Consider the following 21,860-nt stretch of genomic DNA (forward strand, 5'->3'; position numbering starts at 1 on the left):
AGTGCGCACAACTCGTTGATTCAACGCGTTTCATGCTATTTAGTGATGCTATATAAAATACGGTTAATAAGCAAAAATAAAAGATAAAACTAAAAAACGAGAGACAGTGTCTCTCGTTTTAATTTAAGATAAACCTTTTAAGGCGTACTGCAATCATTCATTGTTTAAATATAACCACTTAACACTATGAGTATTTGCATTTATTTTCCGCAGCAATTTTTATACTTTAAATTAGAGCCGCACAAACAAAATTCATTTCGTCCTAATTTAGTGGCTTTAGTAAAAGGCTTTTGCGGTTCTACTTTTACTTTGTGACCTTTAATTTCGTCTAGTAAACCAGAAAATAGTTCTCTTATTTTTAAGTACTTTTCATCAAGGTACAAAGCTGCATCTAAGTTTCCAGTAGCAATTGCTTGGCATAAATAATTTTGAGCTAGTTCGTCATCTTTTTTAACTAACTCACCTTTGTAATAGATTTTACCTAATTCAAACATTGATTTATTACAGCCTAGCCTTACTGCTTTTTTAAAACTCTCAACTGCTTTATCACCATTAATTAGGCTAGCTTTACCTGAAGAATATAAAACACCTAACCTCTGATATAGAAAAACAGTATGCTCAGCCCTTTTGTGGGTAAGGTATTTATGTGCCTTTTTATAGTCTTCACTTAAATAATGGCACCACCCCAAATAAGCGTAAGCAGCGTAAAAACCTCTTTTCGCTAATGCGTTTAGTAATATTGTTACCTCAGTAATATTCAGGTTATCTACTTTATTATTGAGACATAAAAGAGCATATTTGAATAGAATTTGATGGCTTTGCTGAGCAATACTAATTTGTTTATCATCCGTGCTAATAACATCGGTTATCGTTTTTTTTGAGCAAAGTTGGAAAGCACTTTTATAAGACTCAGCTGCAAAAGAATACATAACCTGTACGCGCACACTAAAAGACTTATCATCTAACGCTTGGCTTTCAAAAGCATCACCCATTTCTTCGTAGAAAACACCTAAACTTAAATACTCTTTATAATCACAAGAGCTTAAGCAGTTAAACCACAAGTCTTTGTGCTCTTGGCCTCCAACATTTATTAGCTCGTATTTAGGTATGCGCTCACCAAGCCCTAAGCTCAGATAAGCACTTTCCAGTAAGTCTAAGACTTTTGTTCTTGAGGCTAACGCCTTACTTAGTAATACCTCATTACTTAACTCCTTATTGTGTACTCCATCATTTGTTAACTCTCTAACACCATGAAATAGCTCTCTATCAGATCCATGAATTACGCAGATATCTGCTAGTTCATTTATTTGCTCCCATAAATTTTTATTAGTAAATTCATAACTATGGTGTTGCGCATATAGTAAGCATAAGGTCTCAAGTACTTTACGAAACTTAAACAGACTAACATCAGGGCTTACGTTCATTAGTAATAGTGCATTTTTGTAATCTGAAGCAATGGACTCTTTAAACAATGCTGCGAATTGTTCATCATTATTTATAGTGCTCATGCTAATACTCCCTGTTTTAACGCAGCGTTATTTTTAATCTGATACTCGCTACTACTAATGAGGCTAATCTTATTGCCCTTTTTATATCGGCTAGTAAACGTCTCCCAATTTATCTCACAGACCTCTAAGGCTTGCTCTACTGCTACATCTAAAATTAAATCACCATAAACGTATCCATTTTGAGTTGCGCTATTTTGATAAAAACGCCCTTGAGGATTAATCATTAAATAAGAATTTGTCATTGCTTCGTTGTCTTCTGCCACCATGACTTCTTTTAATGAAGCATGCCGTTTTATAAACCCCGAAAACTGCTCATCAGAAACTAATAAGTTGTTATTTAATACAGGAAGCACCTGAAACACCTTCCATTTTTCGGGTTTTATGTCTGCTATTAGCTGCTCGAATGATTCTTGGTAATTAAGGCTATTAACAACGGTGTTTACTTTTATTGTGATGGATGGATTAACGCTACGAAGCTGTGTAACTGCTTTAATTAAATCGTGACTTCCAAAAGACTTACCTTTACGATCTATTCGACCAATATTTTCACGTGCAGTTAAATATTGGCTGTCAAAACTGATCCCAATCATTGAAAACATGGCACCATAGTTATCTATAAAAGAGTCTGTTAAGTAATGGCCATTGGTAATTAGCGATAAATTAAAGCCTAGCAACTTTGTTTTTATGATTAACTTTTCAAAACGTTTTTTAAGTATTAAGGGCTCCCCACCTGCAAAATTAATACGTACACTTTTGTAAGGGAAAACTGCTTTTACTTGGTTGGTATTATCGTCAAAAAAGTAATCGGCTAATTTTTCCAGCATTAACTCTGCGTCTTGGCCATGAGCTTGGATTTCGCTGGGACGATCCCACTTTGCATAGCAAAATTTGCATGAGTAATTACATACTTCTGTAACGTGATAATTAATGACTAATTCATCAATAGAGTTATTCATACGAACCTCCTAACACAATGCTCAATAGTGTTGTTTTAATAGCTGAATCAGCTAATGAAAGTTCATTGGTTTCATTGAGTAATGAAAAAAGAATTAAATGGTGCATTAAAATCTCCTAATATCACCGCAGTGTGCGGTGACTTCAGGAGCAAGTATCAAACTGTGAAATTCACAAAAAAGGAAAGGCAGTAAATATTTTAATATTTATTTAGCAATAAACTATATTCTTCGTATTCTGCTTTTTTAGTGTTGTATAGAGTTACTAGCCATTGGCCATGTTCGCTAATAAACGCATCTGGGTTTTTAGTAATTAGTTTACCTAGAACACCAAACTCGCCTTCGATCACAGCCTTAAGAGCTAAATCATATGGGCTCGATTGCGTATCAAATTCAATAGAATTAGCAATCATCTCCAATGAACTATATTGACCTTCATTAAATGGATATGGGATTTCATCTTGTGACCAATCTATATTTTCATCTGATAGAAAAAGCCTTAAATCACCAATACGCTTATCAAGTGCTTGAAAGAGTAATTTTTTAGCCCTCCACTCCTTGGCAAACTGCTCAAAACTTGCAGTATTGATTTTTTCGCCATTGAGCCACTTTACAACTAATTTTTTATCTTCAAACAACGTATCTAGAATAACCAGATTACGGATAAATACATGATTACCTGCTTTAATAGGCTTTGGCACATAATCGACTGACTCTGATTTTTTATCTGCCTCATCAAGTAGTTTTGCTTTGAGGTTTTTATCTTTAACGTAATAATTTAAACGACTTCTCAACCGCTCTGGTAGCAAGTTGCGGTCAATTCCTAAAGCTTGACAGGCAACCGCTGCAATACTTTTATTTTTACCAGCCATACTGCTCACCATAACAACCAAGGCGTTGCTCTACTTTATGAACAGTTAAAGCCCCTCTAGCAATGTATGCGTAATTAATTTTGTAAGTATCTACTTTACACCGCTTTGCTACTCTATAAATTGCACCGACACACATACCTGCCAAATTTGCCTCTTTGAGAGATGTACTTAAAGAGCTGAGCAGCGACTCCTTTTGTTCTAAAAACTCTGAGCAAGACTCTTTAAGGTTAACCTTGTAGTAGAAATCATACCCAGTGCATTGACCCGCTAAATGTGCTTCAGTCACAGAGGTTGAAAGCCTTTCTAATAGCGAGCGCTGTTGCTCTTTTTTTTCTTTACATGCAAGGTCTATATCAACGTTTGCTAAACTGCTGGCACTGAAAAGAATGAATACAACTAATATAAACCCTTTAAACATTAGCTGTGCCTGCTTCTGCTAAGTCTTTTTCAACTACTTGCTTTGATGGTTTTTCGTCAGGCTTAAAGTTAATTAGACACGAAATAAATAAGCTAATTATTATCACGTCATCAATCCAATAAGCGTTGTATCTACTCACAATAAGAAAAGGAATAATGCCTAGTAGGCTTACTTTTATTAGTACGTTTAGTGACTGAATACCTAATAAGCTGACACTAAATCGAAAAGGAGTGATAGCTAATTTTTTATATTTCCCAATTAAATTGCTCGCTGTTTTAATATTTACAATCCAAAACCAGCCTACTAGTAACTTAACAAACAAATTATCCTGAGTTTTAACCAATACTAAGAGGCTAATAACCCCAAGCACTAAAATAACTATTAGCGTGATTAAGAAGTGAAATAAAGAATGAGCCCAAATGCTAGGTTTTGATAACTGCTCTATTTGGTTAGCTCTTGAAAAAAAGTAAAACTTTGCTGAGTTTCTAATTAAATCAGGTTTTTTTAGCTGAGATAAATATTCAAAAGCAATCATATGTTTGGCTTTATATGTTGCAAAGCCATTGTCTGATAATTGAAAATCTTCATTTTCGTCTAATAAGGTATTTTTTTTATCTAAATACGCTATTGAATCTAGCGCGGTGATAACCTTTTCATCACTTTTATCTAATTCTTTAGGTACTTCAAATCCTGTGTCTTTTTTTAGGGATGCAAGGTTTACTCGCCATTGCTGTATTAATTGATTCTGGGAGAGAGGGTTATCTTGAGTTTCTGCTTCTACTGTTTCAGTATTTTTACTAGTGTTCGAAGGCTCATTATTACTTTCCATACTTCTATTAATATCCTTATACAAATAACTAAAATGAAGTTTTTCTACTGTTAAAACTAAAGCTCTTATATTTTTTATACTTTAAAGCAGAGTGACAGTTAGGCACTTTAATCCATTAAAATCACTTCATAAGGTGGATTTAACATGCATAACCTGATGATACCGCAAAGATTGAGACTTTATAAAACTTAATTTTAAAAATATGAATGGTTTCTTAATTACTAAATTATGATTTCACTTAAGCGCGCTAGTGCCACTCTACCGCTTTTACTAGCCTAGCCAACTTATAAAAAGGCTATTTTTATTTATTAAAACTTCATTCAATCAAAAGGGCTACTGTAAGGTAGCCCCTTTGCTCTCATACAAACAAAATTTATTTAACTAAGGTTTTCAAATCTGCAGCAGTGCCGTTATACATTTTCCAATTATCAACAGACTCTATAATTTCTGCATTCGGAGATAATAGGCCTAGTGTTAACTTTTGGTCACGCTTAAACAAAGCAAGTCCAATATAATCATCTACACGAAGCATCCCCGTTCGATTATAAGCAACACCATCTGAGTAAACTAATGAAGTCTGATTCATTTCAAATACTGGCGAGAACGCTAGATCTTGGACATACGAAAAACGCGTATCAACTGCTTCACCACTGTCATATTCAACAGACATACGCTCTTCAAAATCAACTTCATAAGCAACACCATCAAATTCACCTGCACTATCATCCGCTAAGCCCGTATAAATAGAATGGTACCAATCACGATCTCGAAGACCCATACCTTCATTCACAGCTGCAGAATAGTCATCCATCCACATGAAGCCACCACCATATCTTCTTCCGTTTACTATCTTTTCTACTTTAAACAATAGCGCGGTACCCGCATCTGATTTATGGCCATAAATTAAGTTGTAAATTAAAGTGTGACTATCTTGGCTTGTTAGAACCATCGAACCATCAATATCAACGCTAAAATCATAACAATCAGCATCCACATCAGCGTTTAAAGGTTGCCCTGAATCAACAAACGCATTTTTTATACAAAACTGCTCCCAAGAACTCTCTGCTTTAATAGTTACTTGGCCATACTGATCACCATCAAGGCGGTCAAAATGGTATGCACTCCAATCACCCACAAACGAAGAGAGCGTGGTACCTTGGATGAAATCACCTTCTACAACGTCAACCTCTACGCTCGGGACCTTTAAATAAAGCAAACCACTTTCATCAAGCTCAAAAGAAATCTCACTGGCAACAACACCCGACTCAAGCGCTGCATAAACAGTATCAGCAGCAAGAGAGACGTCATACGGTACATCCGTTAAAGACACACCTTCTTGTAATAATTTAATTGCATAGTCAGATGCCAAGCCAACCAAAACAGCTTGTGCATTGCTATCATCTAGCGCCGTGTAGTCACCTTCAAACACACTCACATCAACCGACCATAAATCTGCGATTGACTCAACAGAGTAACCAGAGTCTACAGCCATCGTTGTTACAGGGCTTACATTCGCTGAGCCAGCTTCTGCATACATAGTGTATGAGTGGCCCACAATGTTGCCCTCATTTACGTTCGCTGTTTTCTCTGATATTGCATCAACAATAATTGCTGTATCTGTGTAGTCACCTGACACTGTAAATGCACCTGATGCTGATGTTAGGCCTAAAAACTCAGATTCTTCACACACTAAGTTTTGGTTTACGTCTGCACAAACGCGTGCATCGCTAAGTGGCCCTACAGTACCAATAACAAAATCAACATTGGTAACAACGCCAGTTGATGTGTCACCAGTCGAGTCCGGTACCTGCGTTTCAGAGCCAGAACCACATGCCGCAAGCAAGCTACAAAGAGATAAGGTAATTAATTTTTTCATTTTTATATTCCAATATTTTTAAGGTAGGTAAGCAACTGAGGTGCCTGAAGATTAAACTTTGATTTTTAGCATATTTTTTTGTAAGCGCGCTCCACTTAGAGCTCTCTTTAAACGACTTACAACAACTCAGCTGTTGGCTACACTTTTAAGATGTTCTAGTAAAATTCCCATTAAATTTTCATCATATTGTGATGTCCCGTCAGGGCTTACAGAAACAGGATGACTTAAACGATATTCAACTTTTGACTTACCGCGGTACAAAAAAATATCTAAATCTACATACGCAACCATATCACCTGAATTAAATGTAAAACTATTCTTGTAGACTCGCTTATTTGACTTATTCTCATTCGGTTTTTGCTTTAATTTTCTCTCAAAACTTGTTTGAACAGATGCAGGGTCAAATTCAACATTAAATGAACCGCTAGAATAAACATGTCTATCAATATTTTTGCCGGGTTTATTCAATACATTATCGAGTAACTCTTGAAGTGTTTTGTCGCTTATTGGGGAAGATATTGGAATAAATAATGCGTCAGAAGCATCTTCTGCAGTTGCAGTCACTGCAGGTAAAAGGTTAACTTTAAAAGATTCAGTTGTTTCTTCAATTTGGTAAGGAAATGCAGTGTGAACTTTTGAAAGGTAAGTACTACCTGTGCGAAATTTATCCCCGCGAAAGTAGGTAATCTTCACTTCAGAATCAGTTAGAGAAACTTTTTTACCCCATATTAATTTTATGTCTGCCGTTTGCCACTTTCCGCATTCGATATCGCATTGCGTATATCCAGTATGTGCTGAAACATGCTCCCTTAAAGCATTTTTCACAGCTCCTAAAGTAACAACATTACTTGCAACGCCTGGTAGTTTTTTATATTCAAGTGTTTTATTTTTAGCCGTTAGACTCAACGGGATATCCCTGATATCGGGAGTTGACTTACAACCCGAAACAAAAGATAAAATAACAGCGATTACAGCAAGTCTTTTTAAGTTCATTATTAATAATTCCTTCTTATTTAAAGTTTAATTAAATGCGATTTTGTAAACTTATATACAATGGTTTTGAAGCATGTTTTTTCACGAAAGGAATATCTATGATTTTTTAAAAAGGAGGTAGTGAATAAATATAAAACAGTGTGATTTAGTGTGAAATATTATAATTATTAAATAGTTATAAATATCATGGAGATTGTTGAAATAATCAAAACAAATGGTTAAACTCCCCGAAAAAATAATAAAGCTCTTCCTGTGAACTATAAAATCAATGACTTTTTAATCTCACCAGATATTCATTTAGCATCAAAAAACAACGAAAAATTTGAACTGACCTCCCAAGAAATAATTGCACTTAAACTGTTTTTTTCGTCCGATGATGGTTTTGTTGATACACAAACTCTTGAATCAGAAATTTGGGGGGAACGCATTGTAACTAAAAACTCACTTCGTAAACTGATAAGTGATCTACGGTTAAAATTTGGCGATAGGGAATCATTTAAAAACATAAGAGGCAGAGGCTACAAACTCACATTTGAATCGATTGAACCCTCAACGGTTAATCACAAAAAAGTAACGAGTTATAAGTACTTGTTCACTTTACTATTTATTATTTTGATATGCATTGTGGCAATTTTATCATATAGCTATAAGGGTAAAGTTAAAACATTACCAAAGGTTTCAACTCAGACCGTTTTTGAATCTAAAGATTATATTTTGGACTATGCGACTCATAACAATACGTTATTTGTTACTGCGCGAGACAAAAATACATCAAAGTTATACAAAGTTCTAAATCGCCAAAACACAGTGTTAATGTCGGAAAATTACTCTGGTGCTTATCGCGGCTTAGAAATTCACACTAGCGGCCGCACCATAATGCACATGGTTGAAGATTCGAAATGCAAAATTAAAATCTACCGAATACCAGTCGAAGACCAAATAGATGAAATTCCTTGTAACAGGCAAAATGCATTCCCCTCTTTTGATTGGATCGATGAAAATAGGTTTTACATTACTTTTAACGTTGATCCGAGTTCATCAATCAAACCTTTTGTATATGACCTGACAACGAAGCGATTGGAAGAGGTCTTTAGCATCAACTTTGAGTCAGAAAATAAGAAAAATTTTATTGATGCATACATAAAAGGCCACAATGATGGCGTATTTTCATTAAGAGAGAATCATTTAGATAAAATGTCTTTGACTTACTTTGAAGGTAATAATAGGAGAACACTTTATAAATTTAGAGCTAAACCTTATTCCGTTGCAGTTGCACAACAAAACCTATTCTTTGTAGGTAATAATAATGAGCTATTTATGTTGCCCTTATCAGATGACATATTATCTCAAGATATAAATTTATCGCTATTGATGGCATCGCAAGCTACCAAAATTGATGATCCTTTAGTTCTTGAAGAACAACTCTATTTTTCTTTAGGTAACGTTACCAAGGAAGTTATATATAGTTCATCAGGGGATTTTACTTATAGCTTAGAAAATGGTGTTAGAGACTTCACCTATACTGATAATGTGCTTACAGTTTTAGCATTAACCAATAGTGGTTACGCAATAGAACAACTCAAAGATGGACTTGTATTTAATACTATTTACTTCGATTCAAACCTGAGCCTTAGGCATATAGCTTTTTTTAAAAACGAAATATTCTTGGCTGGTGCTGATGGTGTTTATAAGTTATTTGAAAATAAGCTGATTCAGATTAGTAATATAAAAACTATCGAGCTCGTGTCTAACGGTAAATGTATGATAGCAGAGGGTGACGGTATTCATTTATTTGAACAAAAAAAACATACCTTCATGAAAATAGTAGAGCAGGGTGAAAGAGCATTTCAAAGTGAGCAAGGGTGTTTATTTGTTGATACGCTAACTGGGAATATTGTTAATGAAAATCGTGAAATAATAAGTAAGCAAACAAAGAAAAGACTATTAATTGAGCACAAAGGAAAACTTGCACACAGATACAATGTCAAAGAACAAACACACATTGTGGATATTAAAAGCGGTAAAGTAATAGAAAGAACGAGAGAGCGAGCCCGATTTACAAGGCTTATCTCCTATGAGGATGATATTCTTTATTTAGGAGGAGCTGATGTTAATACTTCTATTTTGAGGTTGAAATTAGATTAAAAGCTTATCAGCTATAATCACCCTGAACTTATTATCGCTAGAGTATTTAATTTCATTGAGTGAGTAAGCGCATTGAAATTGGATGAATCTATAGTATGCAAAATTTCATTTTTCATACTATAAAACGTAAAAAAAGCGCCCTGATTAACTAGGAGCGCTTTGCGTTTAGGACAAATAAACGGGTTTTATACAAATTTAAATAACAAATATTTGAGCATGATTTTCATACTTCGGTTATTTTTCTGGCGATATTGCTCATAGTTAATTATGCCAATAGCCATCTTGGTACAGAATAAGATCAGCGTAATAAACCAAGCAAAATTTTGAGTTGATTGGTACTGGAAAGAAGGTACTGCTGAGCCACCAAATACAATGGTCGAATATACGATTTCTATTCGATGCCGGCTTACTGCTTTCAATATCTCGGGCATTAAAAGCCGTCATCAAACGAGTCAAATGCATCAAAGCAGCCACCATCATTTGAATCCGCTATCGATTCTTCAACCTCGAAAACAGTCATTACTCTATCGTGTTGGCCTATCACATTGCCGCCTACATCTACGATATTGCAACTCGCATTAGTAATAGGAAGACCGCTGGCTGGATTAATAGCAATATCAGTAACGTCATTATTTTTCATTTTTAAACCTTATTAATCATTAATTTATGCTTTCAAATTTAATGATTTCGTGATAAAAAACAAACTGTTTGACTGCGCAGCTCAGCAACAAACATTTTGCATAAGTAGTTCCCCCTCCCCTTACTTAACCTAATTTTTTATTAAGTAAAAACCCTTTCCTCTTTATCTAAAAAGTTCATTAATAAGTTTATTTTGAAGGCGCTTTTGTCTAAAAGACGCTCTTATAAAACGCATTTTTCGGCACGAAAAACTGCAAAAATAGCGCCTCAGAATGAGGCCAACAAGCGCGTAATGTGTTGTAGGCGAAGCCGCAGACACATGGAGACAGCGCGAATGTACAGCTGGTCTGTACTACCCGCGATAGTGTTTCGCATCAGCGAAATTCGATTAAAATTTGGCACAAATTGATATCGAACCATCTATTTTCGTCAGAAAATAAAAGCGAAGAAAAATGCGGATAATGGGGCACCCATCGCATTGTCTGCAGCAGCAGTATGGCGGGTAGTACAGGGCGGAGCACGGTACATTCGCGCTGGGTCTACAACGCTAGCGCGATAGCGCGTCGAGTCAGCTCGTTGCGGAGCAACATCAGAGCTGGCGGGCGTTTTAGACCCTATGGTTGAACAACGAAGTTGAGAAGCCATCCGCTGAAGGCGGTTTTTGTTGCGATAATTATCGCGGCAATGATTCCGTGCATGCTGTAAGAGCATCTCGGAATGAAAAACGGGGTTTAAGTCATCAAATAACGGTAATTTGTGTACTATGGGGCTAGTTAATTTTACTAATTAACTAGCCAGAAAGATTTTAGAAAATGACACAACAACCATCAATAAATTTGGAAACGAACAACACTCTTCATACTCACTACCCTCGCTATTTTGATATTGATATGCGGTATTATCCAGGCGTAAACAATCATCAAAAAGGGGTTAACCGAACACGATTAACCATTTTAATTGCAATTCGGTTTTCCATTGTTACACCAGGCATTGTGCGTTGGCTATATGCCATCAATCATCGGTTAGCTTTAGAGCATCTAAACCGGCTAGAAAAAGATGGTTTTTTGCGGGTGGTAAAAACACACCGCAGTCCAGATGGTCGCGTCTATGTTCCTACATATACAGCTGCCAAATTTGCCGAGGAGTTAATGGGCATCGACGTGTATTTTAGGAGTAATAAAAACCCTGCTCTGCAGTTCAACCAAAATAATGTAGTACACAACCTTATAAACGCATTTGTAATGTTGCGCGGTATACATAATTATCATAGTGATGAAACGTACGCCCCACTGTGGAAGGGATTTATTACCGAGCCTGAATTTCAACGAATTAACGGCCTATCCGCTACACGAACCGTGGATGGCGCTGTGCTACTTCCTGATGGCTCAATAGTCGCTATTGAGGTGGAACACTCTTTTAAAAACAAAACTGCACGACAGGCCATTTTACTAAAATATTTGTCGTCTTTAAAAAAGGGCGATTACAGTAAGATTTTTTTATTCTCCCAATCAGTCAAAATTTTTGATGACATTAAGCGACTCCACGAACAGTTATTTGAGGAAATGCCGCAACGTTTTGACAAGAAGACACGAGCACCACTTCTCAGTGAAAGCGATGCTGAATTACTTCACTCGTCTATTATTTTCCGCACTAAATTATGTGAAGAAATTAATGAAATTTTTTATCAATAAACGATAGATAAGCAAAGGGGGAATGGATAGTAATCCATTCCCCCTTTGCTTTTGGCCTATTTAAAGCCTTGCCAACATTATTATTAAAAACACGCTTTTGTGAAGTAATAACAAGGCGCTATATTTGCGTCACGCCTTCCCCTAGAGGTGTAATCTCTATTAATGAGATTGAGCTGCTTAAACCAGTTTTCAGCTTAAGTAGTGAGCCTGCAAATAATGACTCATGGCATATTTTAGGGGTAATGATTAGGCAGTTATTTTATTATTAAAATAACTTATATTTGTCCTTTATTATTTATTTAGAAGACTGTTTATTGAATCTTGGATATTACGATCAATACGATCTTGTTCAAACTCGTCAACAAATTCACTTTCAATATCATTTTTACAGTCGTCTTCAAATTCATCCTCGAACTTACTATCAAAAACTGAATCAAAGCGCTCTTCTGGCGCATCACTAAATGCTTGCTCTGGCTCTTCATAAAACTCGTCATCGTAATCAGGATATGCTGGTACGGGTTGGTGTACATCGTTTATTAAACAAATCATTAATTTATACATCAACAATTTTACGCCACGATAATTAAGATGTTTTTTATTAAAAGATTGAGGCTCTACAATAGCCCAAAAGCCTTTAAAGTTAGGGTTATCTGCACTTAGCATGAGTTTGTTTATTTTATGATCGTTATCCCTTACAACCGTTTTGACATCTTCTAACAGGGTGATAATGTCTAGAGTAGAGGTATATCTGCAAGTCATAGAATTTCCTTATCGTAAATTAATTTTGATAATTATTATCCGTTAATAATTACTTACTCCCCTTATTATGAGGTTATTTATAAATAGGCACTCTCAGGGAGAAATAGTGACTTTTTTTGTGAGTTTAAATTATTTATTTAAAACACAATTGGATCAGAATCTTTAAAACTAAAAAGCGAGCCTAAAGGCTCGCCAGAATTTATGAGCTTTCTATTAACCGTAACCAACTGTCTTCTGCAGCTGCAAAATATACGTTGGGTTTTAGCATAAATAGCTGCTCAAATTCTGCACTAAACAAGCTGCAAAAGTTTGTTATGTCTTCAATATGTATGAGTAAAAAAGCATACATCTCAATACCTTCCAAATACCTCTCCGAGAACTCAGGATTAGCAGCTAGTAACTGTTGAGAAATACTAATACCCAGCACACACCCCACGCTATCTCGGTGTAAATAAACGTAATTGGTGAAGCCTAGTTCAAGTTCTTGCTTATCAACAACATCAGCTAATAGCAAAATGGTGGAAGCATCCTCCCAGGGAGATTTACTAGCGCGTACATATTGGCGTATAAACGGTGACTTTTGATCTTTCATGATTTTTCCTAATTATTTGTCCTAAAACTAACTAGGCATAAGTGAGGAGAAAAATTGAAAGGTAATAGACAAACGACGTAAATTTGCAAAACACCTCAAAAACATTAAGGTTAAGATATTGTTTCAAATATTGAGAATTAAAAATGAGTGATTTTATATGGCTATTACCAGCTGCTGTGTTGACGATAATTCTAATTAAGCTTGTTAAACAAGCTAAGAAAGTAGATTAAGTAAAAAAACTTAACTTTTTTGATATAACCGACGGTAGTTAAAGTGACCTATGAGTCACTTTAAGGCCTTAAATGCAGCTTAATGTTCCCTAAAAGGCACTTTATTGTGAAAAGTGTAAAACGCTAATATGCGTTTTAATTTTTTACGCTTCTAATTTGATTTACACTCTATTGTATAAGGAACCTGAACAAGATTAGTCAGTATCTACTTTGCTTGGCATTAACACATCTCAAACGCTTTACTCGCAAAAAATAGACACTATTGCATCCATTAATCTTATTTTAAATCCATTTTAGATACAGCTGTGTCTCTTTTATACTTGCGGGTTACATTATTAATTACCTACTATTAAGCGAAGGTGATGTGCAGCTAGCTTTTGCAGAACATCTAAAAGAAGGTCGCAAAAAAGCAAAAATGTCACGCGAAGCGTTAGCTAAAAAAGTACGGTACCTGCTTCTACGATAAAAAAGTTTGAAGTTACTGGGCTCATTTCATTCAGGCAGCTATTACTTTTATGGCAAACTCTTGACGATTTGACCCGTTTATATGAATTAACAAAATCGCCAGCTCAAGGTAAGAATGCGCCAACGTCTATCGAACAGGTATTAAAGCGTTATTAAATAATATCGATTCAAAGGTTATGGTAGTTTGTGTTTTTAATTTTTCAGTTAATACAATTTGCCTTTTAAGGCTGTTTTTAAGATACTAGCCAGGTGCTTATGAATTTCTAAAAATCGTAGCACAAACCATAGCACGACAAAGCAACACCTTGTTTTATATAAATTTAATTAAAAGCCTTATAACTATCGCAGTTAATGCATTTGTTATTTATGAGTAGAGCCATTTTTTAGCCTTTTAAATTAATATCATTATAAAACAAAAAGATAAGTAAAAATAAAGGTGTATAAAGGCTAATTTTTGTGCAGCTCTAGTTTAATAAAAAACCGCTATTTTTCATTAAATCGTAACACACATTCCTAACACACCATTTTATTTTTAGGTGTAAATTGCAGCCGCGGATTATGCCTATTTTTCTCTGTTTCTTTGTTGATCTTAATCAATAAAAATCGCCGCAAGGCCTTTATTTATATAGGTTTAACTAATGGGCTAAAAAACTACTCAAGCTTCTGGCAGAAACCGAAAGGCAACTCGTGTTTGGTATTTATGCGTCGCTATAGGCTATTTATGGCAATAACATATTGCTCGGCACTGCTTTATTTAAAAGCTCAAGCCACTGCTGCAAATTAAACCTTAAAAGATAAACTCGCCGCAAAGTATTTATAAAAGTTAAAAATGCTTTTATAAATCACTACTTTTAACATCTAATGATATTTAACAGCGCCGCTGTTATGATTAAACATAACTTCAACAATAATTAAGTTTTGAAATGATAAGCGGTTTTAATAATGCCTAATTACTCCCTTGATGATTTACGTTATTTTTGCACTATAGTGAAATTAGGTAGCTTTAAAAAAGCATCCGAAAGTCTAAATCTATCATTATCAACCTTAAGCCGCAGAATACGTTTATTGGAGCAAACTCTACAGTTAACCTTACTTAATCGAGACGCTCATCGCGTTACATTAACTCATACAGGGGAGCTATATTACGCTCGCTACTGCAAACTGTTTGAGGAAGTAGACGCCATAGAGCAAGCGTTATCTGATGAGAAGCAGCAACCAAAAGGTAAAATTAGAATTTCTGCGCCAATTTACATGGGCAAGCATTTTTTAAGCGCTATTTTTTGTGATTTTTTACTGCTGTATCCAGAAATACAGTTAGATTTACGTTTTTCAAATGACTTAATTGATATCGAAAAAAAAGGCATTGATATTGCTTTTAGAGTAAGAAACCCTGCTATTGATAATTGGGTTATTAGAGAGTTGAAACTCACCCATAATATAATATGTGGCCGCCCTAACCAAACCACTCATTTAATTACCCACCCTGAACAATTAGAAGAACAACCCAAAGTTATTTGCTTTGGATTAGCACCGTGGCAATTAAAAAATAAACTGACTAATGAAGTGTATAACGTTGAGCCAAAAAAACACATTAGGCTTGAAGTTGATGAAATTCAAATGATGAAACATGCCGTAGAATCGGGTGTTGGCATTAGTTATATACCTGATTATATTGCATTGCCATTAATAGAGTCAGGAACGCTTGAGCGTATTCTTCCTGATTGGCAAAGTGCAGGGCAGCCTTTTTCTATGCTTTATCGCGACAGAAAACAAATCCCTCATCGTGTGAGGTTACTAATAGACTATACCTTGCAACACTTTAGCTAAAGCGCTGCAAGGTATTTTTTAATAACTCAGCCTCAGTACCATAACGCTATAAAAGTCGCTTAAAGTATTGCTGTAATTACTAAACGGCTTGCTTAAACGGATTACGAGTATCTTGATGCTCATCAAGATTACGCATTAAAATAGCGTACGCTAAATCTAGTGCTTGAGGCAGCGCTATTTTAACAATATGGCCGGAACCTTTAGCATCGCTAATACTTTCACCCTTTTTATTTTCCATCTGCTCAAGTACAAAGCTAATATTACCTTGTGGGGTCATTAACTCTAATGAATGGCCAACACAAAACTTATTTTTTACATCAATATCAACTAAGCCGTTAGCATCTCTACCCAGCACTTCGCCAACAAACTGTTGTTTAGTTGATACCGAATGGCCGTATTCATAATTTTGATAGTCTTGGTGCGCATGGCGCTTTAAAAAGCCTTCGGTGTAGCCTCTGTGGGCTAAATTTTCTAAGGTTTTAAATAAGTTGGTATCAAACGGGCGACCAGCTACTGCGTCATCAATTGCTTTGCGATAAACCTGCGCGGTGCGTGCTACATAATAAAAAGACTTAGTGCGCCCTTCTATTTTTAAGCTATGTATACCCATTTGGGTAAGTTGCTCTACATATTGTACTGCACGTAAATCTTTTGAGTTCATAATATAAGTACCATGCTCATCTTCATAAGCAGGCATATATTCACCGGGGCGACCTTGCTCCTCTAACATGACTATTTCGCTGCTAGGCGCGCCTTCACCAAGCGTAGGTATTATACTTTTAGGATCGAACTTATGTACCATTTCACCCGTTTCGTTTTCAACGCCCGGTTTTACATCGTAATCCCAACGACAAGCATTAGTGCATGTACCTTGATTTGGATCGCGTTTGTTTATGTAACCCGACAATAAACAGCGTCCAGAGTACGCCATACACAAGGCACCATGGACAAATATTTCCAGCTCGGTATTTGGGCAAAGCCTGCGTATTTCGGCAATTTCTTCTAGCGACAGTTCGCGCGATAAAATAACTCGCTCAATCCCCTGTTTTGCCCAAAATTGTACACTCGCGTAATTTACCGCATTCGCTTGTACCGATAGATGAATAGGCATAGTCGGCCATTTTTCTCGCACTAGCATAATTAAACCCGGATCAGACATGATCAGCGCATCGGGCTGCATAGCAATAACCGGCTCAATGTCGCGTAAATACGAGTTAACTTTAGCGTTATGCGGCGCAATATTAGATACCACATAAAATTTTTTATTTAGTGCATGCGCTTCATCTATGCCTATTTTTAATGTTTCAAGATCAAACTCATTATTACGCACTCGTAAGCTATAGCGTGGCTGCCCTGCATATACTGCATCGGCACCATAAGCAAAGGCATAGCGCATGTTTTTTAAGCTGCCCGCGGGCGATAATAGTTCAGGGGTAAACGCAAACGGCGGTGTATTTTTTGAAGAGTTAACAGTAGTTGATGGCATGAGCGCTCCATACATAAAACTGGTTACAAGCCAGTTGCATGAATAATTAAATAACAAAGCGCGGCAGTATATAGAGTATTAATTTAAGGATAATTGATCAGCATCATGTACTGAGTATTTAGCGTTAAAAGCACAATAATTTAGCCCTTATTTAAAACACCTCTCACTAACGAAAAACTGAGTAGCGTTTTGCGCTAATTTTTCGTAGTAGCCGCAGTTATTTATATTGCGATACTTGCGGCTACTTAGTCACAGGGGTTAATAAAAGCGGGTATAATTTAGGGCAATAAAATCTAGCCCTGGATTTGGCTTTTTGAAGCCGGCGTTAGAATAATGAAAGTAGCGTATAGCCACGCTTTGTCGATTATTTTTGCCAAACTTCATCACTAAACCTAAGCGGTCTTCAAATTGATAATGGGTGCTGACATTTTTGCCCGCAAACACAGTATCGTCGAGTAACGAAACACCAATCCCAAACTCTATAAAAATAGGTTTATCTGCCATCTGGGTTATCGGGTATTGGATCACTGGCGAAATAGCAAGCACTAGGTTACTGTCGTAGTCATTTTCAGCACCATACTCCCACAGGTTTAAGCTTGATTCAAAATACATATTTAAATTCTCTGAATACTGTTTTAACCAGTCAACGTGGTATTGCAGCGCTAGCTTAATCCCTTTGACATCTCCTTCACCTTGAATGTAATCAATCGAATAACTCTTGTTTTGAGTTGCGTCTGCCGAAAATACAAAACCAAACATTAGTGTCAAACTTAGAATAATATTTTTCATAGCAATATAAGCGTGTTAAGTTGAATTTGGCGGCTATTTTAATGACATTTATCACGGTTAAAATTTAATTAATTAGTATAAAACAATCGACTTAATAGAATTTAATTAACCGCCAATATCATTGCTGCAGCACACAACTACACGAACAATAGCCATTATGTGAGCAAGTTTTTGCACAAACAGGCAAGTTAATTTGTTAATAGCCGTTTAATACTTGAGAAAATAACGACTAAGGTGTAGATTTTAATATTGTTTTTATAATTTTTTAGCACTGTGACTATGGTTCGATTATTCTTTATTATTGCAATTTTTATTGTGCTCAATGGCTGCTCTTCTGGGCGTTTTTTGCAATTAAATGACCAACAGCCACAAATTAGCAATGCGTTGGGCTATGCTGTTTTACCTAATTTAGCGCCCTTATCGCTAGGCGCGTTACACAGCCATTGTCTGAGCGTGAGTGATGATACAGATATTGGCCTAGTATTGAGCCTACAATGTGCGCAAACTCTGTTGGCCAGAGCGCAATTACCCTCTAATTTAAAAACGTATGCACTGAGCCTCTACAACAGCTCTCTTTATAAACTACTAAAAAGCGATCCCACACAATTAAACCTTGTTTCGGTTGCAATAAACGGTGAAAAACAATTTACCTTTGTAAGTAACCTATTACCTTTAGAGCCACGCCTTGCGGCTAAAACACTGGGTGAGTTGGGGGTTGCCTTAGTGGTAAAAAAACAGCAGCCCGACAACCCAAAAGCCAAGTTTTACCCTGAAGAAGGTATTTACCGCGCCTACAATGCTAAGTTAAAAACAATTGAAACACAGGGGTTAACCTACCTAGTTACCATAGATATTGAACAACAAAACAACACTAAAGAAATTAGCTTAGGAAATAATCGCTACGCATTAAGTTATTCACCCGCAGCAAGTTTTTTAATGCTGCTAGAAGATGCCACCATAGACCAATTTAGTTGGCTAGGCTTTGTCTCTGCCAGCGAAGCCGAAAAGCGTCGTGGCATATTTTCACTTGCCCAATTAACTGCTGACAAAGAACCATTAGTAATGATCCACGGTTTAAATTCTGATCCACTGATTTGGCGTTACTTAACCATGGCCATATTAAATGATGCAGTATTAAGCCAACGTTATCAAATTTGGCATGTGTATTATCCCTCAGGTCCGCCACCGTTTTTTAATGCCATGAGAGTGCGTCATTTACTCAGTGAACTGAGCCAAGTTGCTAGCGGGGAGCAAGGCTTTGAGCGCGCAACAATAATTGGCCACAGTATGGGCGGAGTGATCAGTAAAACACTAACAACAAATAGCAACTACGCATTGTGGGATGCCACTTTTACCGACAGACCCGAACTGCTACTCAACGAAAAACAACGCGATATTAAAGATATTTTTGTGTTTGAGCCGGTGTTTAACTACAACCGTGTATTCTTTTTAGATACCCCACATCGCGGCTCCAGTATTGCCAGCTCAGCATTAGGCTACATAGGCGCGTCCTTGGTTACTTTGCCACTGGAATTTACTGGCCTTTTTAAAGCACTTATCGATAAGGTTGGCATAGCTAAACTAACTAAAGGTATGCTGCCTTTTTTAAAAGATTATGGTCCAAATAGCGTACAAGTACTCAGACCTGGGCACCCTTTAATGGATGCGTTGGGCACATTACCCGTGCAAGGAGAAGCGTATAATATTATTGGTTCTACTAATCGTCTAATCTGCGATTCAAGCGATGATTGCAGTAATATCAGCGACAGCGTAGTTGACTACCCTAGCGCTTATTACGACAAAGCTAAAGAGACTATTATAGTTAAATCAAGCCATAACTCCTTTCAAAACCCTAGTGCAATTGAGTATATTTTAACAAAGTTAAAATCGCAGTAAGCGCACAAAACAAAATATAAATAAAGCCTGCTAAATATATTCAAAGATGGTTATTAATAATAATTAGTATTTTTACGTTAAAACGCGTATAATTCGCGCCCGTTAATATTCATACTTTCACTTAAAATTATTGGAGCATTAAGATGGCTTTAGAACGTACTTTCTCAATCGTAAAACCTGATGCAGTTGCTAAAAACCACATCGGCGCTATCTACAACCGTTTCGAAACTGCTGGCCTTAAAATCGTTGCAGCTAAAATGGTTCACCTTTCACAAGAGAAAGCTGAAGGCTTCTACGCTGAACACAGCGAACGTCCTTTCTTCGGTGCTTTAGTATCTTTCATGACATCTGGTCCAGTAATGGTTACCGTTCTTGAAGGCGAAAACGCTGTTCTTAAAAATCGTGAAATCATGGGTGCTACTAACCCTGCAGACGCACTAGCAGGCACTTTACGTGCAGACTACGCTGACAGCATCGACGAAAACGCTGTTCACGGCTCTGACGCTGTTGAATCTGCTGCTCGCGAAATCGCGTACTTCTTCGCTGACGAAGAGCTTTGTTCACGTACTCGTTAATTCGAACTCGTTAACATATTGAAAAGGGCTTTCGGGCCCTTTTTTAGTCATTATGTAAGGTATTAATCAGTAAACTTATAATGTTTTACTTAATGATTAAGCTGAGTGAATTGTGTACAATTCGTCCTCGTAAATTTTTATCTCCACCGTCACCGATTGAGGTTGTTTCATGACCGAACAAAAAAAGATTAACTTATTAGATTTAAACCGAGAAGGGATGCGCGAGCTATTTGCATCGTTCGGTGAAAAGCCGTTTCGTAGTGACCAGGTGATGAAATGGATTTATCATTTTGGCGTAGATAACTTCGACGATATGAGCAACGTAAACAAAAAGCTTAAAGAAAAACTTAAAGCTGAATGCGAAATTGTTGCCCCAGAAATATCAGTGCGTCAACAAGCTAAAGATGGCACGATCAAATACGCATTAGTGCTTGAAGGCGGCCAAGAAGTAGAAGCTGTTTGGATCCCTGAAAAAGAACGCGCTACGTTATGTGTATCATCGCAAGTTGGTTGTGCGCTTGAATGTACTTTTTGCTCTACAGCGCAACAAGGCTTTAACCGTAACTTAAAAGTATCTGAAATTATTGGCCAGGTTTGGCGTGTAGCTAAAGATATTGGCCTTGATGGTCACAGCGAAAAACGCCCGGTAACAAACGTGGTAATGATGGGCATGGGTGAGCCACTCCTTAACGTTAAAAACGTAGTCCCCGCGATGGAACTGATGTTGGACGATTGGGGTTTTGGTTTATCTAAGCGCCGCGTTACATTAAGTACTTCAGGCGTGGTACCGGCTCTGGATTTACTAAAAGAAAAAATTGACGTAGCACTGGCTATTTCATTGCATGCTCCTGATAACGCACTGCGCGATATTTTAGTGCCCGTTAATAAAAAATACCCTATTGAAGAGTTTTTAGCGGCGTGTCGTCGTTATATCGATGGCTCTAAAGCAAATAAAGACGTAACCGTTGAATACGTTATGCTCAATGGTATTAACGACAGCACCGACCAAGCGCACGCATTGGTACAAACGCTTAAAGGTACTCCTTGTAAGGTAAACCTTATTCCGTTTAACCCATTTCCGGGTAACGAATATACGCGTTCGAGTAATAGTCGTATTGACCGTTTTTCTAAGGTTTTACAAGCAGCCGGCATTACTTGTATTGTACGTCGCCCTCGCGGTGATGATATTGATGCAGCCTGTGGTCAATTAGCTGGCGATGTTGTTGATAGAACAAAACGCTTGGCTAAAAAGAAAATGCGTGACGATAACGCGATTGCCGTTAATATTCACCAAGCATAGTCTCATCTCTAAATAGC

Annotated in this window: 18 protein-coding genes and 1 pseudogene; 7 read left to right on the plus strand and 12 right to left on the minus strand. The window is 36.7% G+C overall.

What is annotated here, in order from left to right:
* Window positions 1-200: 200 nt before the first annotated feature.
* From RB215_RS17450 to RB215_RS17480, 7 genes are all read right to left on the minus strand, one after another.
* Window positions 201-1,508: a DUF4145 domain-containing protein gene (locus RB215_RS17450; RefSeq protein ID WP_309217289.1), complete on the minus strand. Its 1,308-nt coding sequence runs from the start codon at window positions 1,506-1,508 to the stop codon at window positions 201-203.
* On the minus strand, window positions 1,505-2,464 hold the full coding sequence (locus RB215_RS17455; protein WP_309217290.1) for a viperin family antiviral radical SAM protein: 960 nt from the start codon (window positions 2,462-2,464) through the stop codon (window positions 1,505-1,507). The genes RB215_RS17450 and RB215_RS17455 overlap by 4 nt, the downstream gene beginning before the upstream one ends.
* A gap of 197 nt (window positions 2,465-2,661) precedes the next feature.
* Entirely contained in the window at window positions 2,662-3,333 is a 672-nt protein-coding gene (locus RB215_RS17460; protein WP_309217291.1) for a hypothetical protein, read from the minus strand.
* Window positions 3,323-3,751, minus strand: a complete 429-nt coding sequence (locus tag RB215_RS17465) for a hypothetical protein (protein WP_290292405.1) — start codon at window positions 3,749-3,751, stop codon at window positions 3,323-3,325. Before RB215_RS17465 ends, RB215_RS17460 begins: the two co-directional genes overlap by 11 nt.
* Window positions 3,744-4,580: a hypothetical protein gene (locus RB215_RS17470; RefSeq protein WP_290292403.1), complete on the minus strand. Its 837-nt coding sequence runs from the start codon at window positions 4,578-4,580 to the stop codon at window positions 3,744-3,746. Before RB215_RS17470 ends, RB215_RS17465 begins: the two co-directional genes overlap by 8 nt.
* Before the next feature lie 373 nt (window positions 4,581-4,953).
* The gene (locus RB215_RS17475) at window positions 4,954-6,456 is read right to left on the minus strand and encodes a hypothetical protein (RefSeq protein WP_309217294.1); all 1,503 of its coding nucleotides are present in this window, start codon (window positions 6,454-6,456) and stop codon (window positions 4,954-4,956) included.
* A gap of 126 nt (window positions 6,457-6,582) precedes the next feature.
* Window positions 6,583-7,449: a hypothetical protein gene (locus tag RB215_RS17480; RefSeq protein ID WP_309217295.1), complete on the minus strand. Its 867-nt coding sequence runs from the start codon at window positions 7,447-7,449 to the stop codon at window positions 6,583-6,585.
* A 252-nt stretch (window positions 7,450-7,701) separates the two neighbouring features.
* Between RB215_RS17480 and RB215_RS17485 the strand changes: the two genes are divergently transcribed.
* A complete protein-coding gene (locus tag RB215_RS17485) occupies window positions 7,702-9,594 on the plus strand; it encodes a winged helix-turn-helix domain-containing protein (protein ID WP_309217296.1) in 1,893 nt (630 codons plus the stop codon).
* Window positions 9,595-10,024: 430 nt separating this feature from the next.
* Here the strand turns inward: RB215_RS17485 and RB215_RS17490 are convergent, their stop codons facing one another.
* The gene (locus tag RB215_RS17490) at window positions 10,025-10,234 is read right to left on the minus strand and encodes a hypothetical protein (protein ID WP_197141617.1); all 210 of its coding nucleotides are present in this window, start codon (window positions 10,232-10,234) and stop codon (window positions 10,025-10,027) included.
* Between the two features lie 811 nt (window positions 10,235-11,045).
* On the opposite strand from RB215_RS17490, the gene RB215_RS17495 reads away from it, so the two are divergent.
* Window positions 11,046-11,924 carry a hypothetical protein gene (locus tag RB215_RS17495; protein WP_309217297.1) on the plus strand — a complete coding sequence of 293 codons (879 nt, stop codon included), beginning with the start codon at window positions 11,046-11,048 and terminating at the stop codon, window positions 11,922-11,924.
* Between the two features lie 291 nt (window positions 11,925-12,215).
* Here RB215_RS17495 and RB215_RS17500 read toward each other — a convergent pair whose 3' ends face one another.
* Both RB215_RS17500 and RB215_RS17505 read right to left on the minus strand, forming a co-directional pair.
* Entirely contained in the window at window positions 12,216-12,683 is a 468-nt protein-coding gene (locus tag RB215_RS17500) for a hypothetical protein (protein ID WP_309217298.1), read from the minus strand.
* Window positions 12,684-12,882: 199 nt separating this feature from the next.
* The gene (locus RB215_RS17505) at window positions 12,883-13,275 is read right to left on the minus strand and encodes a hypothetical protein (RefSeq protein WP_182720721.1); all 393 of its coding nucleotides are present in this window, start codon (window positions 13,273-13,275) and stop codon (window positions 12,883-12,885) included.
* Window positions 13,276-13,839: 564 nt separating this feature from the next.
* Between RB215_RS17505 and RB215_RS17510 the strand changes: the two are divergent.
* Together RB215_RS17510 and RB215_RS17515 are read left to right on the plus strand one after the other, a co-directional pair.
* A pseudogene (locus tag RB215_RS17510) lies at window positions 13,840-14,126 on the plus strand (transcriptional regulator).
* A gap of 783 nt (window positions 14,127-14,909) precedes the next feature.
* Window positions 14,910-15,797 (plus strand): LysR substrate-binding domain-containing protein, encoded by an 888-nt coding sequence (locus RB215_RS17515; protein ID WP_309217471.1) that lies wholly within the window; start codon window positions 14,910-14,912, stop codon window positions 15,795-15,797.
* A gap of 79 nt (window positions 15,798-15,876) precedes the next feature.
* On the opposite strand, the gene yegQ is transcribed toward RB215_RS17515, so the two are convergent.
* Together yegQ and RB215_RS17525 are read right to left on the minus strand one after the other, a co-directional pair.
* Complete coding sequence (yegQ, locus tag RB215_RS17520) at window positions 15,877-17,283, minus strand: tRNA 5-hydroxyuridine modification protein YegQ (RefSeq protein ID WP_011329783.1); 1,407 nt, start codon at window positions 17,281-17,283, stop codon at window positions 15,877-15,879.
* A gap of 258 nt (window positions 17,284-17,541) precedes the next feature.
* The gene (locus RB215_RS17525) at window positions 17,542-18,042 is read right to left on the minus strand and encodes an acyloxyacyl hydrolase (protein ID WP_225740922.1); all 501 of its coding nucleotides are present in this window, start codon (window positions 18,040-18,042) and stop codon (window positions 17,542-17,544) included.
* A gap of 309 nt (window positions 18,043-18,351) precedes the next feature.
* Here RB215_RS17525 and RB215_RS17530 point away from each other — a divergent pair, with 309 nt between their 5' ends.
* From RB215_RS17530 to RB215_RS17540, 3 genes are all read left to right on the plus strand, one after another.
* The gene (locus tag RB215_RS17530) at window positions 18,352-19,968 is read left to right on the plus strand and encodes an alpha/beta hydrolase (RefSeq protein ID WP_309217299.1); all 1,617 of its coding nucleotides are present in this window, start codon (window positions 18,352-18,354) and stop codon (window positions 19,966-19,968) included.
* A gap of 143 nt (window positions 19,969-20,111) precedes the next feature.
* Window positions 20,112-20,543 carry a nucleoside-diphosphate kinase gene (gene ndk / locus RB215_RS17535; RefSeq protein ID WP_011329780.1) on the plus strand — a complete coding sequence of 144 codons (432 nt, stop codon included), beginning with the start codon at window positions 20,112-20,114 and terminating at the stop codon, window positions 20,541-20,543.
* 169 nt (window positions 20,544-20,712) lie between these two features.
* On the plus strand, window positions 20,713-21,843 hold the full coding sequence (locus tag RB215_RS17540; protein WP_011329779.1) for a bifunctional tRNA (adenosine(37)-C2)-methyltransferase TrmG/ribosomal RNA large subunit methyltransferase RlmN: 1,131 nt from the start codon (window positions 20,713-20,715) through the stop codon (window positions 21,841-21,843).
* Window positions 21,844-21,860 lie beyond the last annotated feature (17 nt).

This window comes from Pseudoalteromonas sp. HL-AS2 (assembly GCF_031198805.1).
Classification (GTDB): Bacteria; Pseudomonadota; Gammaproteobacteria; order Enterobacterales; family Alteromonadaceae; genus Pseudoalteromonas; species Pseudoalteromonas nigrifaciens.

Coding starts and splice junctions, on each gene's coding strand:
- ndk (WP_011329780.1), top strand. CDS start 20,112: ATGGCTTTAGAACGTACTTTCTCAATCGTAAAACCTGATGCAGTTGCT.
- RB215_RS17475 (WP_309217294.1), bottom strand. CDS start 6,456: ATGAAAAAATTAATTACCTTATCTCTTTGTAGCTTGCTTGCGGCATGT.
- RB215_RS17500 (WP_309217298.1), bottom strand. CDS start 12,683: ATGACTTGCAGATATACCTCTACTCTAGACATTATCACCCTGTTAGAA.
- RB215_RS17530 (WP_309217299.1), top strand. CDS start 18,352: ATGGTTCGATTATTCTTTATTATTGCAATTTTTATTGTGCTCAATGGC.
- RB215_RS17480 (WP_309217295.1), bottom strand. CDS start 7,449: ATGAACTTAAAAAGACTTGCTGTAATCGCTGTTATTTTATCTTTTGTT.
- RB215_RS17470 (WP_290292403.1), bottom strand. CDS start 4,580: ATGGAAAGTAATAATGAGCCTTCGAACACTAGTAAAAATACTGAAACA.
- RB215_RS17450 (WP_309217289.1), bottom strand. CDS start 1,508: ATGAGCACTATAAATAATGATGAACAATTCGCAGCATTGTTTAAAGAG.
- RB215_RS17465 (WP_290292405.1), bottom strand. CDS start 3,751: ATGTTTAAAGGGTTTATATTAGTTGTATTCATTCTTTTCAGTGCCAGC.
- RB215_RS17525 (WP_225740922.1), bottom strand. CDS start 18,042: ATGTTTGGTTTTGTATTTTCGGCAGACGCAACTCAAAACAAGAGTTAT.
- RB215_RS17460 (WP_309217291.1), bottom strand. CDS start 3,333: ATGGCTGGTAAAAATAAAAGTATTGCAGCGGTTGCCTGTCAAGCTTTA.
- RB215_RS17495 (WP_309217297.1), top strand. CDS start 11,046: ATGACACAACAACCATCAATAAATTTGGAAACGAACAACACTCTTCAT.
- RB215_RS17540 (WP_011329779.1), top strand. CDS start 20,713: ATGACCGAACAAAAAAAGATTAACTTATTAGATTTAAACCGAGAAGGG.
- RB215_RS17505 (WP_182720721.1), bottom strand. CDS start 13,275: ATGAAAGATCAAAAGTCACCGTTTATACGCCAATATGTACGCGCTAGT.
- RB215_RS17455 (WP_309217290.1), bottom strand. CDS start 2,464: ATGAATAACTCTATTGATGAATTAGTCATTAATTATCACGTTACAGAA.
- yegQ (WP_011329783.1), bottom strand. CDS start 17,283: ATGCCATCAACTACTGTTAACTCTTCAAAAAATACACCGCCGTTTGCG.
- RB215_RS17490 (WP_197141617.1), bottom strand. CDS start 10,234: ATGAAAAATAATGACGTTACTGATATTGCTATTAATCCAGCCAGCGGT.